This is a genomic window from Pseudidiomarina marina, from assembly GCF_044807045.1.
In the GTDB taxonomy this organism is placed as follows: Bacteria; Pseudomonadota; Gammaproteobacteria; order Enterobacterales; family Alteromonadaceae; genus Pseudidiomarina; species Pseudidiomarina marina.
In genome coordinates this window covers 103675-117805 of sequence record NZ_CP085233.1, presented here as the reverse complement: position 1 = coordinate 117805, position 14131 = coordinate 103675, and the positions used below count along the sequence as shown (strand labels likewise).

Sequence of the window (14131 nt, the reverse complement as noted above, 5' to 3'; positions counted from 1 at the left end):
GGAAAAGTCTGCTACTATTTGAATAGAAATTGATCAAGTTCAAAGTGGAGAGTCAATGAAACCAGCACCGCTACCGCGAAACGAAGTAGAACGGCTGCACTTGCTGCATGAACTCGACATCTTAGATACCGAGCCCGAACCAGTTTTTGATAAAATCACCCAATTTGCCAAACAACTATTTGATGCGGATGCTGCGTTGATTACGCTTGTTGATAGCGAACGGCAGTGGTTTAAATCCAAGATTGGATTTCAAGAAAATGAAACCCCTCGGGAAGTTTCGTTTTGTAGTCATGCGGTAGAAAAAGCGTCGACTATGGTGGTAGAGGACGCAACAAAGGATGAGCGCTTTTTCGATAATCCCTATGTTGTTGCCGAAAATGGTTTACGCTTTTATGCCGGTGTACCGCTAGAAATCGCACCAGATATTTTTGTCGGCACATTATGTATTACGGACTCTCGCCCTCGGAATTTTTCAACTCAGCAACGTGAATGGCTCGAAATTCTTGCAGAATGGGTAAAAAACGAGCTTGTTGGTCGTTATGCAATTAGTAATTTTGAACAAGAACGACGAGTACTAGCTGAAGGGCCGGTAGCTGCGGTGGTGTGGCAAGTCGAGCCATTTCCACATTTAATTTATACGGCATCGAATGTTGAGCGCGTACTGGGCTATCCGAGCGACTATTTGTTAGATCCTGACGTTAACTACGAAACGATTGTTCATAAGTCTGATTGCGAGGAGTTGCTTGCCCGTATGCAAGCAGTTCTTGATGGTGAGCAAGAATCACTCGAATTAGAATACCGTGTTATTACACCTAAAGGCGATGTCCGTTGGGTTCATCACTATGCGCGAGCGGATCGCGACAGTCATGGCCACCTAGTTCGGGTACGTGGTTACTTACATGACAGCACGAAACGCAAAGAGCTCGAAATAAGCCTACAACAAGCGAACCAAAGTTTTGCCCTTGCACTGGCAGCTGGAAACTTGGCGACTTGGGATTGGAATCTGATCAAGCAAACCGTATCGGTTAATCATACTTGGGCTGAAATACTAGGTCGCGATGAAAGTTATGCTCAAAACAATCGCTGGGCGACGTTAATTCATCCCGAAGATTACCAAGCGACCCGAGATGCGTTACAACGCCACCTAAAAGGCCAAGCTGAACGATTCGAGGCGCGCTTCCGATTGCAGCATGCTGATGGTCATTTTATATGGTTACATAGCATCGGCAAAGTCATAGAGTTCGATGACAATGGCTTGGCGGTGCGTATGGTAGGTATTCATCATGATATTACCGATGAAGTTAAGAATGAATTGCGCCGTAAGCAACAAGAAACTGTCCTAAACCTCGTTTCAGCAGTTCAGCATGAATTTTTATTCGTCAAAGAATTCAGTGAAGTGTGTGATATCGCTTTACCGCAACTAATGGCTCTAACCCAAAGTAAAGTAGGCATTATCGGTGAACTTCCAGGCAACTCGGTGTCGCGGGAATTACTTTGGTTGCATGGTGTTCGGCGTAGCGACGACGAAGTAAAGAACCAAGCATATCAAAAGTTAATTCACCAAGGGCTTGAAGTTGAGGTAACGGGTCGTGTTGTTTGGCAAGTATTAACGGAAGGGAAAGCACAACTCTGTCCTTATCCGGTTCAGAATGAAGAAGCGTTGTTTCAGCCTCTCGACCTGCCATCATTAGAAAATGCTTATATATTACCGCTTTATTTCAAGCGTCAAGTTGTTGGTTTATTACTTTTGGCGAACTCTGCGCAAGGCTACAACCAAGAACTCCTAGCCACACTCGAACCTATTTTGAATACGCTTGGCACTTTGATGCATTTTCGCCGCATTGATGAGCAACGAATCAACGCCACTGAAGAACTTCGGCGCATGGCAACTATCGATGAGTTAACTCAAGTGGCGAATCGCCGAGTGTTTATCGAGGCCGCTGAGCAGCGATTCAACGAACAGCAACGCTACGAGCTGCCAGTCAGTGTCGCCATTATCGATTTAGATCATTTTAAAAAGGTAAATGATACCTATGGTCATGCAGCCGGCGACAAGGTGCTGAAACAATTCGCGGATATTACTAGAGAAGTTTTGCGTGATGGCGATTTGTTAGGACGCCAAGGCGGTGAGGAATTTGCCATTTTATTACCGCATGCAGATATTAATCAGGCACTACAGGCTGCTGAACGCGTGCGGCAACGTATTGAAGAAACTGAGTTTGAATGGCAAGGTAAAACCATCCCAGTCACCATTAGTATTGGCGTCGCGCAACTTCTCCCGACCGATAAAGATGTCGATCGTTGGTTTGCGCGCGCGGATAATGCTCTTTACCAAGCAAAATCTGACGGACGTAATCGCTGTATTGCTGCAAAAGAGGTATAATATTGCGTAATTAATCATCGCATCGAACATTTCACATTATAGAGGTACACATGCAGGTTTCTGAGCTAACAATTCCCACTCCCGACGATTGGCATTTACATCTTCGCGACGGCGAACTGTTAGCGACAACGGTGCCTGCGACCGCAGAAGTGTTTTCTCGCGCGGTGATCATGCCGAATTTGGTACCGCCAGTCACAACCGTCGAATTGGCGCAGCAGTATCGTCAGCGTATTCTTGAAAATCGTCCGCATGGAAATCAATTTGAGCCGCTGATGGCGCTATATCTTACTCAAAACACTGCGTTAGAGACGGTGCGAGCGGCCGCTGCCGATCCTAATATTATCGGATTTAAACTGTATCCTTCCGGTGCAACCACCAACTCAGATGCTGGTGTTACGAATGTCGATGGTTTAGACGATGTGTTCGCAGAAATGGCGAAACTCCAAGTGCCATTGCTTGTACATGGCGAGGTTACGACAGCAGATATAGATATTTTTGACCGTGAAAAGGTGTTTATCGATCGACACTTACGTCCGTTGCTGCAGCGTCACCCGAAACTGAAGTTAGTACTGGAGCACATCACGACGGCCGACGCCGTAAAATTTGTTGAAGAACAAGGTGAGAATGTGGCAGCAACGATTACGCCGCAACACTTATTGATGAACCGCAACGATTTATTAGTAGGCGGAGTGCGACCGCATAATTATTGCTTACCGATTTTAAAGCGCCGTGATCACCAACTTGAACTGCGGCGAGCCGCAGTATCTGGAAACCCGAAATTTTTCTTAGGTACCGATTCGGCACCTCATGCGCAATCGAAAAAAGAGACGGCATGCGGATGTGCGGGTTGTTACTCAGCGCCGGCGGCGTTACCTTTGTATGCAGAGTTTTTTGAACAAATGAATGCGCTTGAAAAATTGGCAGACTTTGCGAGTGGTTTCGGTGCAGATTTTTACGGGTATGCACGTGCAACATCTTGCGTGACTTTGGTACGGAAACCGTGGCGCGTACCCGAAACGGTCATGACAGCCGTTGGGCCCATGGTGCCATATTGGGCTGGCGAAATATTAAATTGGCAGCTAAAGTAATTGTTAACAAAATAAAAACAAGCTATTGAACAATTTAACACGCTAGCAATCCCCCTCAAGACATGGTCTTATATGGCTTGAGGGTTTATAAATAGAACTATAATAAAAATTATAATTTGAAAGGAAAGCAACTTGATTCGTTTGTGGCGCGCTAAACACAACAATCGACTGGTGCTGACGTACGCGTTGGCCTCAGGGTTCGTGTCTCTGGCGGTTGCTGAATTTGCTGATGACGACGCAGGTCACGCGCCGGCCCTTATTGTTTCCGACCATCTTGAAGTTATCGATGGCAACTGGGCGACTGCAATTAAGTCTCTGACGGTAAAATATGCGCGTTACACGAAAGGCAATCCTACTGTTCTCGTTGTGCTTGGCCCCTCGTTATATCAAAGCGTGCAACTAGAGCGCCCGAATCTCCCTGCTGAAGAAATTACCCAAGCTTTGCGTTACAACCTGCGCGATCTCGTCACGTTGCCTCCGGCAGATATTATCGCTGATTACTATGACGCGCCGGTACAGCTAGCAGGACAAGACAAAATCAACGCGATTGTTGCTGACAGAAAGGTACTCGAACCGGTATTACACGAACTTCACCAAATTAGTGACAATATCGCTGGCATTGTTTCTGAAGAACAAGCGATAGCGCAATTGTTCGCAGAGCAAGTTGAGCCTGCGGTATTGGCTTATCAACACGATTTAGAACCCGCATTGCTACAGGTGTATCAGCAAGGGCGGCTCCAAGTAAATCGTGTAGTACGCAGCTTAGAGCAATTATCTCAGTTAACTTCAGACGAAATAAAACTCGGCGGTGCTGCGCCGCTTAGCGTCGAGGTACAACGCTCAGCTGACTACTTTGAACGTCAATTACGGCAGCGACCCATTCGTGAAGTAATTATTGCGATTGGCACAAAGAATCGCCAAGGCATTACCCAGCAGCTTGATGAAGATCTTGGGCTTACGTCGCGTTGGGCTGATTATCCGCAATGGGCACAAGAGTTAGCGGCGGGCGATTTCTCGGATTATCCGGTGCTTGGAGGGGTATTGCTCGCGCAACGCTTGCGCATTGAAAGTCGGGAGGTTGCATGAAGCAAATAGCGAACCTTTACGTACTTGAATTGCGGCCCAAGCATGAAACGTTAACCTTTAAGCGGGTGATGACTGCGGTGGCTGCTGTCTTAGTTCTCGGCGTATTTGGTTCGGTTGCGATGACGTTGTGGGCAAACCAAACCGAGATTAATACACAGCGCATGGCTCACAATCTTAGCCAGTCGCAGCAGCAACTAATAGCGAAACAAGCTGAACTTCGTGCAGCGATGAATGATGCAAAAGTAGCGCAACAAATTGAGCAAATTGAACTCGATTTAGCCCAACGGCAACGATTGCTGCAACAGATGCAAAATGTGACTCAAACTCAGGCAGCAAGTTTTGCCGACGTACTCGACGATCTGGCTCGCGCTGACACAGATGCCATTTGGCTTCATCGAATCTTGATTTCGAACGGGCAGTTGACGCTGCAGGGTAAAACCGCCAGCGCCAGTGCGTTGCCGCTTTGGTTGGCGAGTTTTTCCGATTACGACACGTTGAGCGGTCGACAGTTCGGCGTTTTTGAATTACGAGATGTTAATACATCAGGTGTTCTCGATTTTACCGTGGGTAGCCTACAGCACAGCAGTTTGCTGGCACAGCCACGAACGAATGCGGGGGCAGCGCGATGAAACAGCAATGGCTGCAGTGGCAACAAAAATTCGAAGCAGTTGATGCAAAGCGCCGCCGCATTTGGTTCATTGCTGCATTGTTCTTAATTGTTTATTTGAGTTATTGGTTTGGTTTCCGTCCAGCTCTTGACGTCATTCAGGCAGAAAAGACCAAGCAAGAAATGCAACAAAGCCAAGTAGACCAATTATCGCGTGAGATAAAACAAATAGATCAGCGTTTGGCAGGTGACCCACAAGCTGCTCAAAGACGACGCTTAGAGCAATTGCAGGCAAGTCTGCTTGAAGTCGATCAGCAACTCAATCAAGAAGCCAATTATGTGAGTGCTGCCGACAATCGAGCTTTACTGCGAGCTTTATTGAATCAAGCAAGTAACGTCAAAGTACAGTCGGCTCAAGCCTTACCGGCTGAACTTATTTACCAAGATGAAATGAACCAAGATACAGGTATCTTTCGTCATCGTTTACAGCTTGTCATTCGAGGTAATTATTTTTCGTTAAGTAATTACCTGCAACAGCTTGAGAAGTTGGAGTGGTCATTCTACTGGCAGCGCTTGGATTACAATGTACTCCAAGCCCCTGAAGCGGAATTGACGTTAGAAATTTATACCATCAGCTTGGAGCGTGATTATGTTGCGAGCTAATGGATTACTGATATTACTACTCATAAGTGTACCGGCATCGGCGCTGCAAGAACTGCGTGATCCAACGGCGCCACCTCGAGTTCTTGAACGTGCTGGTAGCCCAACGCCTGCATCAGAAGTATTGAAATTGCAGTCTATTCGGTGGGTTGGTGAACAACGAAAAGCACTGATTGATGGCCAGTGGAAAGTTGTAGGTGAGACAATTGGACCGTACAAGGTGACAGCTATCCAAATGAGTGAAGTAAGTTTGCGAGATACGCGGAATAGTAAAGATTTAACCTTACGGCTGTTTAGCTTTTCAGCAACACCGTATTACCCGTCAGCAGGGAGCAGTTTATGATTCGAGTAGGCTTGATTAGCATCGCCTTACTGTTGGTGGCCGCCTGCGCTCATCAGCCAGAGCGCAAGCCAACAGAGGCGCAGCAGGCGTTGCAAGAGCGTTCGACAGGGCGCGCAACGAGTGAACGCCCACCACTGCCTGATTCAGTGCGCGAAAGCCTGCGTGGTCAAAATAATCAATTGCGTGAGGCGGGCGAACAACTTCTTGCTGAACCGCGTTTTTCTATTGCCGCAAATGAAGTTCCTGCTGCTCAGTTTTTTGCAGGATTAACCGCCGACTCGCCCTATAACATCGTGGTTCACCCCGAAGTCTCGGGTTCCATAACGGTGAACTTAAAAGACGTAACATTAACCGAAACGCTCGATGTTATTAGCGATATTTATGGTTATCAGGTGCGCAAAGAACGCAATATGATTCGTGTATTTCCAGCAGGGTTACGTAGCGAAACCATTGCACTTGATTATCTAGCGCTGCGTCGCATGGGGCTTTCACAAACTAGTGTCAGCTCAGGCGGAGTAAAAGACAACGATCGCAACAATAGCGGTAACAACCAATACGGCAGCAACGCTAATAACAATTTGTTAGGTAACCAGGGTGGTGTGAATAACAACAATCCGCTCTCGCAAAACTTGAACGGCATGCAAACCAACGGTTCTTCAATCAGTAGCTCTTCTGAAACCGATTGGTGGCGCGACCTGAAAGCTATTATTGAGGGCATTGTGGGGCCAGGCGAAGGACGTCGTGTCGTTGTTGCGCCGCAAGCTGGATTAGTTACGGTCACCGCATTACCTAGTGAAATTCGCGCTGCGCGAGAATTTCTGGAATCAGCACAACGTCGTCTACAACGTCAGGTCATTCTTGAAGCGCGCATTGTCGAAGTTGCGCTGAATGACGATTATCAACAAGGCATTAATTGGAACGATATTTTTGAAGCTGGTAACTCGGTAGGCACTATTAGCATGAGCGGTTCTGGCATTTCTGGTAGCAGCCTCGGTGGTGTATTCGGTATGACCTTGAACGTTGGTGAGTTCACCGGTGCATTAAACCTGTTGCAAACTCAAGGAAATGTCCAGGTGCTGTCAAACCCGCGGGTGAGTGCAGCAAACAACCAAAAAGCCGTGATTAAAATCGGTGAAGACGAATACTTTGTTACTAACGTTTCAACAACGACGGTCACTGGTACAGCCACCACGTCGACACCGAACATTGAGTTAACGCCGTTTTTCTCTGGTATCTCTCTCGATATTACGCCGCAAATTAGTGAAGACGGTGAAGTGATTTTGCATGTGCATCCTTCCGTTGTTGAAACCACGGAACAAGAAAAAGTGGTTAAGTTGAACAATGACACCTTTGTTCTTCCATTAGCACAAAGCAACATTCGTGAGAGTGACACGATCGTAAAAGCACGCAATGGTGAAATTGTCGTCTTGGGTGGGTTAATGCAGACCTCATACACCGATACTGAAGCGAAAGCACCTTTGTTGGGCGATATTCCGGTTGTTGGCAACCTATTTAAAAATAAGCGCCGCGTCGAGCAGAAGAAAGAGCTGGTGATATTGATTCGCCCAACCGTGGTTGGCGTGGATACTTGGCAGGACGAACTTGACCGTTCTAGCGAAATTTTGAAGCAATGGTACGGAAACTGAGACCGCTATGTATCAAAAGCATTACGGCTTAACCGAACTACCATTCACGCTGACGCCGAATACCAGTTTCTATTGTGATCTTGAAGGTCACCGCGCAGCTTTGGAAGTATTGTTAACCGCATTGCGTACCGGTGAAGGTTTCATCAAAGTTGTTGGTGAGGTTGGTACCGGTAAAACCTTATTGTGTCGTAAGTTACTGAACGAATTACCCGAACCATATGTGACGGCATACATCCCAAATCCGTTTTTAAATCCGGATGAACTGCGTGCACAAATTGCTCGCGAACTACAAGTGGATATTTCATCAGCAAGCAGTCAGCAGTTAGTTACGCAAGCGATTCAACAACGGCTCATGGAGATTAATGCTGCGGGTAAAACGGTCGTCATTGTATTGGATGAAGCGCAAGCATTGCCGAGCGATTCACTTGAAGCGCTGCGTCTGATCTCGAATCTGGAAACTGAGACGCGAAAACTCTTACACATCGTTTTGTTTGGGCAACCTGAGCTGAACGAACGTTTAGCGGCACGAGAGCATCGCCAGTTACGCCAGCGCATCTCGTTTAGCTATCACTTGCAAGCAATGACGGTACACGAGTTGGCACGTTATATTTCCCATCGTTTACATGTGGCCGGTTATAAAGGTGCGCCAATCTTTAATGGCCGCGTCGTGAGTATGCTACATCAGGCGAGTCGCGGTATTCCAAGACTTGCGAATGTTCTATGCCATAAGGTGCTATTGCTGTGTTATGGCGAGGGTGTGTATCCGGTTACTCCGAAGCATGTGCGTACTGCCGTCGACGATACAGAAGATGCAATGTTGCCGAAACGTACTTGGTATTGGTGGGTATTAGGTGCTGCTGCGCTCGCGGCGCTAGCATTTTGGGGTTATCAACAGCAATGGTTTGCTGGAGGTAACCTATGAGTGTTATCAATCGGATGTTACGTGATCTTGACCAGCGTCAGCAGCAAAATAACCGACGCACTTATACACCGGCGGCGGTTGCGCCTCAACCGATTCATTGGGCATGGATTGTTGGCATTTTAGTCGTGAGCTTAGCGGCGATAATCGGGGCATTAAATCTGTGGTGGATGTACAGCTCAAATCAAGCGTCAGCGGAAGTTGAGTCAGCATCAACGGTTGAAACGACCCCAGTTGAACTGAGCCAAGCCATTGCTAAATCGGAGGCGTTGGCTGCCGAGACCGTGGGAAAAGAGACGCCGACAAAATCTGAAACCTCATCACAAGAAGCGGCAGCAAAAGTCGAAAAGCCAAACGTCATTGTTGATGTGGCAACGTTACCTAAAACTCAAGACACCGAAGTGACGGAAAAATCACCGAAGCAGCCTACGACAGAGTCGGAGCCTGCGGAAACTAACGTGATAACCGAACCAGCTCCAACACCTGAGCCGACCCCAAAAGCAACGAAGAAGCCGCCAGCATCAAGTTCATCTCAGTCGTTTAGTGTTGAGCGGGTGCAATTATCATCGCAAGAATTAGCCGATACAAACCTAGCAAAAGCTCGTGAAGCGTTCCAGAAAGGTGAACAGGCTAGAGGACAAGAGTTACTCGAGAAAGCATTGGTGGTTAAACCAGATCATGTAAAAGTTCGCTCTGAACTGGCCGCATATTGGTACGGGCGGGGTTTAACGAGCCGAGCAATCACCTTGTTACAACAAGGGTTAGATTTAAAGCCTCAGCAAACCGAATGGCAGTTGTTGTTAGCACGAATATATGAGCGAGTGGGTCGAGTTGAACAGGCGTATCAGGTACTTGCCGTTATTCCTATGCAAGCGCCAGAAACTCCGGAGTTATTGCAATTAAGAGCGTCATCGGCAACGCAGCTTGGTTATTTTAATGAGGCTGCCGCTGACTATACCGCGCTTGCGACGCAATCGAATGAAGGTCGTTGGTGGCTTGCCGCAGCTGTCGCCTACGAAGATGGCGATAATATTGAAGCTGCGGTTCGCAGTTATCATCAAGCGATAAAGCAACCGGACTTAGGTCAGGACGCTCGCTCGTATATCGAACAACGTCTTGCTGTATTGGAGGGATTCTAAGATGCGCCCACGTTTAAAAATGCGCCTCGGTGATCTACTCGTTCAAGATGGCATGATTACAGAGTCTCAGTTGCAGCAAGCGTTAGCCGATCAGAAGCAAAATGGCCGGAAGCTTGGTGTGACATTGATTGATCTTGGGTTCATTGAAGAACATGATTTGCTTGAATTCTTAGCGCGTCAGTTGAACATCCCGTTGATTGAACTCGGTGACCGTAAGATTTCACAGCAAGTGGTGAACCTAATTCCCGAAGTTCAGGCGCGTCGTCATCGCGCCTTAGTCATTGAAGCTGATGAAACGAATGCTCTCGTTGGTATGAGCGATCCTGCTGATCTTGCTGCCGTAGACGCTATTTCTCATTATCTGCAGCCACGCGAAATGAAGCTTGCGGTAGTGCCCGATGCGGATTTACTTGAGGCATTTGATAACCTTTATCGCCGTACCAAAGACATTGCTCAGTTTGCAAAAGAGCTGCAAACCGAAACCCAGGATGGAGCCGAATTTGATCTTGGCGCATTGTCGCTTGATGACGATGACGACGAAGCAACGGTCGCCAAGCTCTTACAATCGATTTTTGCTGATGCCGTGCAAGTGCGTGCTTCAGACATTCACATCGAACCAGATGATCGTGCATTGCGCATTCGGATGCGAGTTGACGGTGTGTTACAAGAAAACGTGCTCACTGAAACCAATATTGCCAACGCCCTGTTGTTGCGATTGAAGCTGATGGCTGGCTTGGATATTTCCGAGAAGCGATTACCACAAGATGGTCGCTTTAATATTAAAATACGCGACCACTCTATTGATGTGCGGGTATCGACGATGCCGGTACAGTATGGCGAATCGTGCGTCATGCGTTTGTTGGATCAGTCTGCAGGCTTGCTGCAGCTCGAGCAGACGGGTATGCCAGAACATATCCTCAAGCGTGTGCGTCGATTGATTCATCGTCCGTATGGCATGTTAATTGTGACCGGTCCGACAGGCTCGGGTAAAACCACAACGTTGTACGGCGCGCTAAGTGAACTCAACCAAGCCGAAAAGAAAATTATCACGGTTGAAGACCCAGTCGAATACCGCTTACCTCGTATTTCTCAGGTTCAAGTAAACAGCAAAATTGGACTGAGTTTCTCGAACGTATTACGTACCACTTTGCGCCAAGACCCCGACATTATCATGGTGGGTGAGATGCGTGATCACGAAACCGTTGAAATTGGCCTGCGTGGTGCGATTACGGGTCACTTAGTACTGACCACCTTGCACACCAACGATTCGATTACGAGTGCGCTGCGATTAATTGATATGGGTGCAGCACCATATTTAGTTGGTGCGGCTTTGCGAGGTGTTCTCGCACAACGCTTGATTCGTCGCGTGTGCGACAATTGCAAGATAGCCGATACGCCAGAGGTTGCTGAGTTGACACTCTTACGCCGCATGGATCCCAGTATTCCGACAAATGGCAGTGGCTTTGTGCGTGGTAAGGGCTGTCGTAGCTGTAATCATACGGGCTATAAGGGTCGAATTGGTGTATTCGAATTTCTAGAAATGAACGAAACGATGATTGATGCGTTACGCGATAGCAATATGCGCGAGTTTGCCCAAGCAGCGCGTCAGTCAGAAGGGTTTAAACCATTAGCGAGCGTTGCATTGGAGTATGCGCGAGCAGGTATTACTTCTCTTGATGAAGTGTTGTTTTTGGCTGAAACAGTCGAAGAAAAAGAACTACGAATAACGGCGGCAACCACAGAGGGTGGCGATGGCGAACTATAAGTATCGTGGCCGCGATAATGGTGGCCAGCCAGTGCAGGGGGTTATTGAAGCGGCGAGTGAAAGCTCAGCAGCCGATAGCTTATTGCGTCGGGGAATCACCCCGTTGGCGATACAAATTGAAGTGACCGAAGCCAAAGCGGGAGCCAAGTCCTCTGGATTGTTTCAACAACGCATTAGCCATGTTGATCTGATCATATTTACTCGACAAATGTATTCGTTAACCAAAGCAGGTATACCGCTGCTTCGTGCCATGGAGGGATTAGCGGAGAATACGAGTAACAAACGATTTGGTGCTGTATTAAAAGATTTAGTGGAGCAGCTAGAGCGCGGTCGCCAGCTATCTTCTGCAATGGCCTCTCATCCACGTGTGTTTCCACGCCTATTGGTTGCAATTGTGCACGTTGGCGAAAACACGGGTGAATTAGAAGGCGCATTTTTGCAGCTTTCAGACTACCTAGAAAAAGAACAAGAAACGCGTAAAGCGATTAAGTCAGCGCTGCGCTACCCCATGTTTATTATGTTGGCGTTAGTGGCTGCGGTCGTAATCATAAACATTTGGGTGATACCGCCGTTTGCGCAAATGTTTGCGAATTTTAATGTGGATTTACCATTACCGACGCGCATTATTCTCGCCACCTCAAATTTCTTCGTAAATTGGTGGCCACTGATGCTCGGAGTGGTTGTAGTGGCGATTGCAGGCGCAATCAACTACGTTAAAACCGTACCTGGAAGAATGGTGTGGGATCGATTCAAAACGCGTATGCCAGTGGTTGGTGATATTGTCATGCGTTCGTTGCTAGCTCGGTTTGCGCGCACGTTTGCGGTGATGTTGCAAGCGGGAGTGCCATTAACGCAAGGCTTAGGTTTAGTCGCTGAAGCAGTGGATAATAGCTGGATGAGTGGGCGCATTAACGACATGCGACGTAATATTGAGCGCGGTGAGAGCTTAACGCGAACTGCCCGCAATAGTGAGCTATTTACGCCCTTAGTATTGCAAATGATAGCCGTTGGCGAAGAAACAGGTCGAGTCGATGAAATGTTATTTGAAGTGGCTGGATATTACGAACGCGAAGTCGATTATGATCTCAAGAGTTTGACCGCGCGCATCGAGCCGATTTTATTAGTATTTGTGGCGGTAATCATCACCATTATGGCATTGGGTGTATTCTTACCAATGTGGGAAATGATGGATGCGTATCGGGGTCGATAATTAACCGTAATTTAACAATTGTGGATAACCATTAATATTTGCATGGTTTTGTTATAAAAATCATAATAAACCTACGGGGAATAAGGGATGCAAGCAGTGCAGACGAAACTTACTTCAACAGCGAACCAGTCGGGTTTTACCCTGATTGAGCTGATTATTGTTGTTGTTATTCTGGGCTTGTTGGCAGCCTCGGCACTGCCACGCTTTACCAGTGTGACAGCTGATGCCGAAGATGCGGCCGTAGAAGGTGTTGCCGGAGGCTTTGCCAGCGCGGTCGGCCTTGTGCGTGCTGAATGGGAACTACGCGGTCGTCCACAAGGTAACGCGGATGGCGCAGGCGCCGTTGTTGTCATGGATGGCATTAGCGTTAACGTGGATGGAAGCACCGGCTACCCAGTCAGTGGCGACAACAATCTTAATGCCCACGATTTAAACATTACCAGTGAAGATTGCCGCACCATGATGCAAGCCATTTTACAAGGTGCGCCAACCGCTACCACCAGTTTTACCCTGCTGGGTGAAAACCGTTATTACGTGACCCGCGAAAATAACGGAACCAATGATATTTGCGTGTATTATTTAGCAAATACCATTAAAAACTTGGCTTCAGCGCCAAGTGGCACCGACTATCTCTCTGTCGGTAACGTGTTTGTCTATAACCCACGTACCGGTGGGGTCAGTATTTTTAGTAATAATTAGTTTATACTTCGGGGAATACTCCTTAATTTTTTAAAAGGGAAAGCGCTATGAAAACACAAAAAGGTTTTACATTGATCGAACTGATCATCGTCATCGTGGTACTCGGCATCCTCGCCGTCACTGCCGCTCCGCAATTCTTTAACTTCTCAAGCGACGCCCGCGAGTCAACCATTAAAGGCCTTGCAGGAGCTGTGAGCGGTGCAAAAGACATCGTTTATGGTAAAGCAGCAATTGAGGGAATTGAAGCTGATGCAACTGGAACTACAGATGGAGGTGTCGATGTCGTTTATGGTTACCCAGCTGCTACCGCGGCTGGTATCATGGCTGCGTTGAATGTTGGTTCTGATTTTGCTTCGTTAGAGATCGATGGTACTGAAACTGAACTTACAACTTCAGCAAATGGTGACTTGGTAATTTACCCAACTGATAAACCTATAAATGATACTGCAGATACAGAGTGTTATGTGGTTTATACCCCTGCTGCTGATGCATCAACACCACCTGTAGTAACTGCGGTAACCGGTGGTTGTTAATTAGTATTGGAAGCATAGGAAAGCGCCTTCGGGCGCTTTTTTATTGTCTGTGA

The 14131-nt window shown here is 47.4% G+C and carries 13 protein-coding genes; all 13 read left to right on the top strand.

Annotation, left to right across the window (positions count from 1 at the left end; all coding sequences use genetic code 11):
• The first annotated feature begins 55 nt into the window (after positions 1-55).
• The 13 genes from LG272_RS00555 (at position 56) to LG272_RS00495 (ending at position 14078) form a co-directional block, all read left to right on the top strand.
• Positions 56-2383: a diguanylate cyclase gene (locus LG272_RS00555; protein WP_404408927.1), complete on the top strand. Its 2328-nt coding sequence runs from the start codon at positions 56-58 to the stop codon at positions 2381-2383.
• Positions 2384-2433: 50 nt separating this feature from the next.
• A complete protein-coding gene (pyrC, locus tag LG272_RS00550) occupies positions 2434-3471 on the top strand; it encodes a dihydroorotase (RefSeq protein WP_126759591.1) in 1038 nt (345 codons plus the stop codon).
• A gap of 132 nt (positions 3472-3603) precedes the next feature.
• On the top strand, positions 3604-4557 hold the full coding sequence (locus LG272_RS00545) for a hypothetical protein (protein WP_404408925.1): 954 nt from the start codon (positions 3604-3606) through the stop codon (positions 4555-4557).
• Positions 4554-5186 (top strand): PilN domain-containing protein, encoded by a 633-nt coding sequence (locus LG272_RS00540; RefSeq protein WP_126759589.1) that lies wholly within the window; start codon positions 4554-4556, stop codon positions 5184-5186. The genes LG272_RS00545 and LG272_RS00540 overlap by 4 nt, the downstream gene beginning before the upstream one ends.
• On the top strand, positions 5183-5827 hold the full coding sequence (locus tag LG272_RS00535) for a hypothetical protein (protein WP_404408923.1): 645 nt from the start codon (positions 5183-5185) through the stop codon (positions 5825-5827). Before LG272_RS00540 ends, LG272_RS00535 begins: the two co-directional genes overlap by 4 nt.
• Complete coding sequence (locus LG272_RS00530) at positions 5814-6167, top strand: hypothetical protein (protein ID WP_126759587.1); 354 nt, start codon at positions 5814-5816, stop codon at positions 6165-6167. Before LG272_RS00535 ends, LG272_RS00530 begins: the two co-directional genes overlap by 14 nt.
• Positions 6164-7813 (top strand): pilus (MSHA type) biogenesis protein MshL, encoded by a 1650-nt coding sequence (gene mshL, locus LG272_RS00525; protein WP_404408921.1) that lies wholly within the window; start codon positions 6164-6166, stop codon positions 7811-7813. Before LG272_RS00530 ends, mshL begins: the two co-directional genes overlap by 4 nt.
• Before the next feature lie 7 nt (positions 7814-7820).
• Positions 7821-8735, top strand: a complete 915-nt coding sequence (locus LG272_RS00520) for an ExeA family protein (protein ID WP_126759585.1) — start codon at positions 7821-7823, stop codon at positions 8733-8735.
• Complete coding sequence (locus LG272_RS00515) at positions 8732-9871, top strand: tetratricopeptide repeat protein (RefSeq protein ID WP_404408919.1); 1140 nt, start codon at positions 8732-8734, stop codon at positions 9869-9871. The genes LG272_RS00520 and LG272_RS00515 overlap by 4 nt, the downstream gene beginning before the upstream one ends.
• A gap of 1 nt (position 9872) precedes the next feature.
• A complete protein-coding gene (locus tag LG272_RS00510) occupies positions 9873-11636 on the top strand; it encodes a GspE/PulE family protein (protein ID WP_126759583.1) in 1764 nt (587 codons plus the stop codon).
• The gene (locus LG272_RS00505; RefSeq protein WP_404408916.1) at positions 11623-12846 is read left to right on the top strand and encodes a type II secretion system F family protein; all 1224 of its coding nucleotides are present in this window, start codon (positions 11623-11625) and stop codon (positions 12844-12846) included. Before LG272_RS00510 ends, LG272_RS00505 begins: the two co-directional genes overlap by 14 nt.
• A gap of 87 nt (positions 12847-12933) precedes the next feature.
• Positions 12934-13545 carry a type II secretion system protein gene (locus LG272_RS00500; RefSeq protein ID WP_126759581.1) on the top strand — a complete coding sequence of 204 codons (612 nt, stop codon included), beginning with the start codon at positions 12934-12936 and terminating at the stop codon, positions 13543-13545.
• Between the two features lie 47 nt (positions 13546-13592).
• Positions 13593-14078 carry a type II secretion system protein gene (locus LG272_RS00495; RefSeq protein ID WP_404408914.1) on the top strand — a complete coding sequence of 162 codons (486 nt, stop codon included), beginning with the start codon at positions 13593-13595 and terminating at the stop codon, positions 14076-14078.
• The last annotated feature ends 53 nt before the right edge of the window (positions 14079-14131 follow it).

Bases quoted from the DNA above. Each gene is read 5' to 3' on its own strand.
- LG272_RS00530 (WP_126759587.1), top strand. From the start codon at position 5,814: ATGTTGCGAGCTAATGGATTACTGATATTACTACTCATAAGTGTACCG.
- LG272_RS00540 (WP_126759589.1), top strand. From the start codon at position 4,554: ATGAAGCAAATAGCGAACCTTTACGTACTTGAATTGCGGCCCAAGCAT.
- mshL (WP_404408921.1), top strand. From the start codon at position 6,164: ATGATTCGAGTAGGCTTGATTAGCATCGCCTTACTGTTGGTGGCCGCC.
- LG272_RS00500 (WP_126759581.1), top strand. From the start codon at position 12,934: ATGCAAGCAGTGCAGACGAAACTTACTTCAACAGCGAACCAGTCGGGT.
- LG272_RS00535 (WP_404408923.1), top strand. From the start codon at position 5,183: ATGAAACAGCAATGGCTGCAGTGGCAACAAAAATTCGAAGCAGTTGAT.
- LG272_RS00555 (WP_404408927.1), top strand. From the start codon at position 56: ATGAAACCAGCACCGCTACCGCGAAACGAAGTAGAACGGCTGCACTTG.
- LG272_RS00495 (WP_404408914.1), top strand. From the start codon at position 13,593: ATGAAAACACAAAAAGGTTTTACATTGATCGAACTGATCATCGTCATC.
- pyrC (WP_126759591.1), top strand. From the start codon at position 2,434: ATGCAGGTTTCTGAGCTAACAATTCCCACTCCCGACGATTGGCATTTA.
- LG272_RS00505 (WP_404408916.1), top strand. From the start codon at position 11,623: ATGGCGAACTATAAGTATCGTGGCCGCGATAATGGTGGCCAGCCAGTG.
- LG272_RS00520 (WP_126759585.1), top strand. From the start codon at position 7,821: ATGTATCAAAAGCATTACGGCTTAACCGAACTACCATTCACGCTGACG.
- LG272_RS00515 (WP_404408919.1), top strand. From the start codon at position 8,732: ATGAGTGTTATCAATCGGATGTTACGTGATCTTGACCAGCGTCAGCAG.
- LG272_RS00510 (WP_126759583.1), top strand. From the start codon at position 9,873: ATGCGCCCACGTTTAAAAATGCGCCTCGGTGATCTACTCGTTCAAGAT.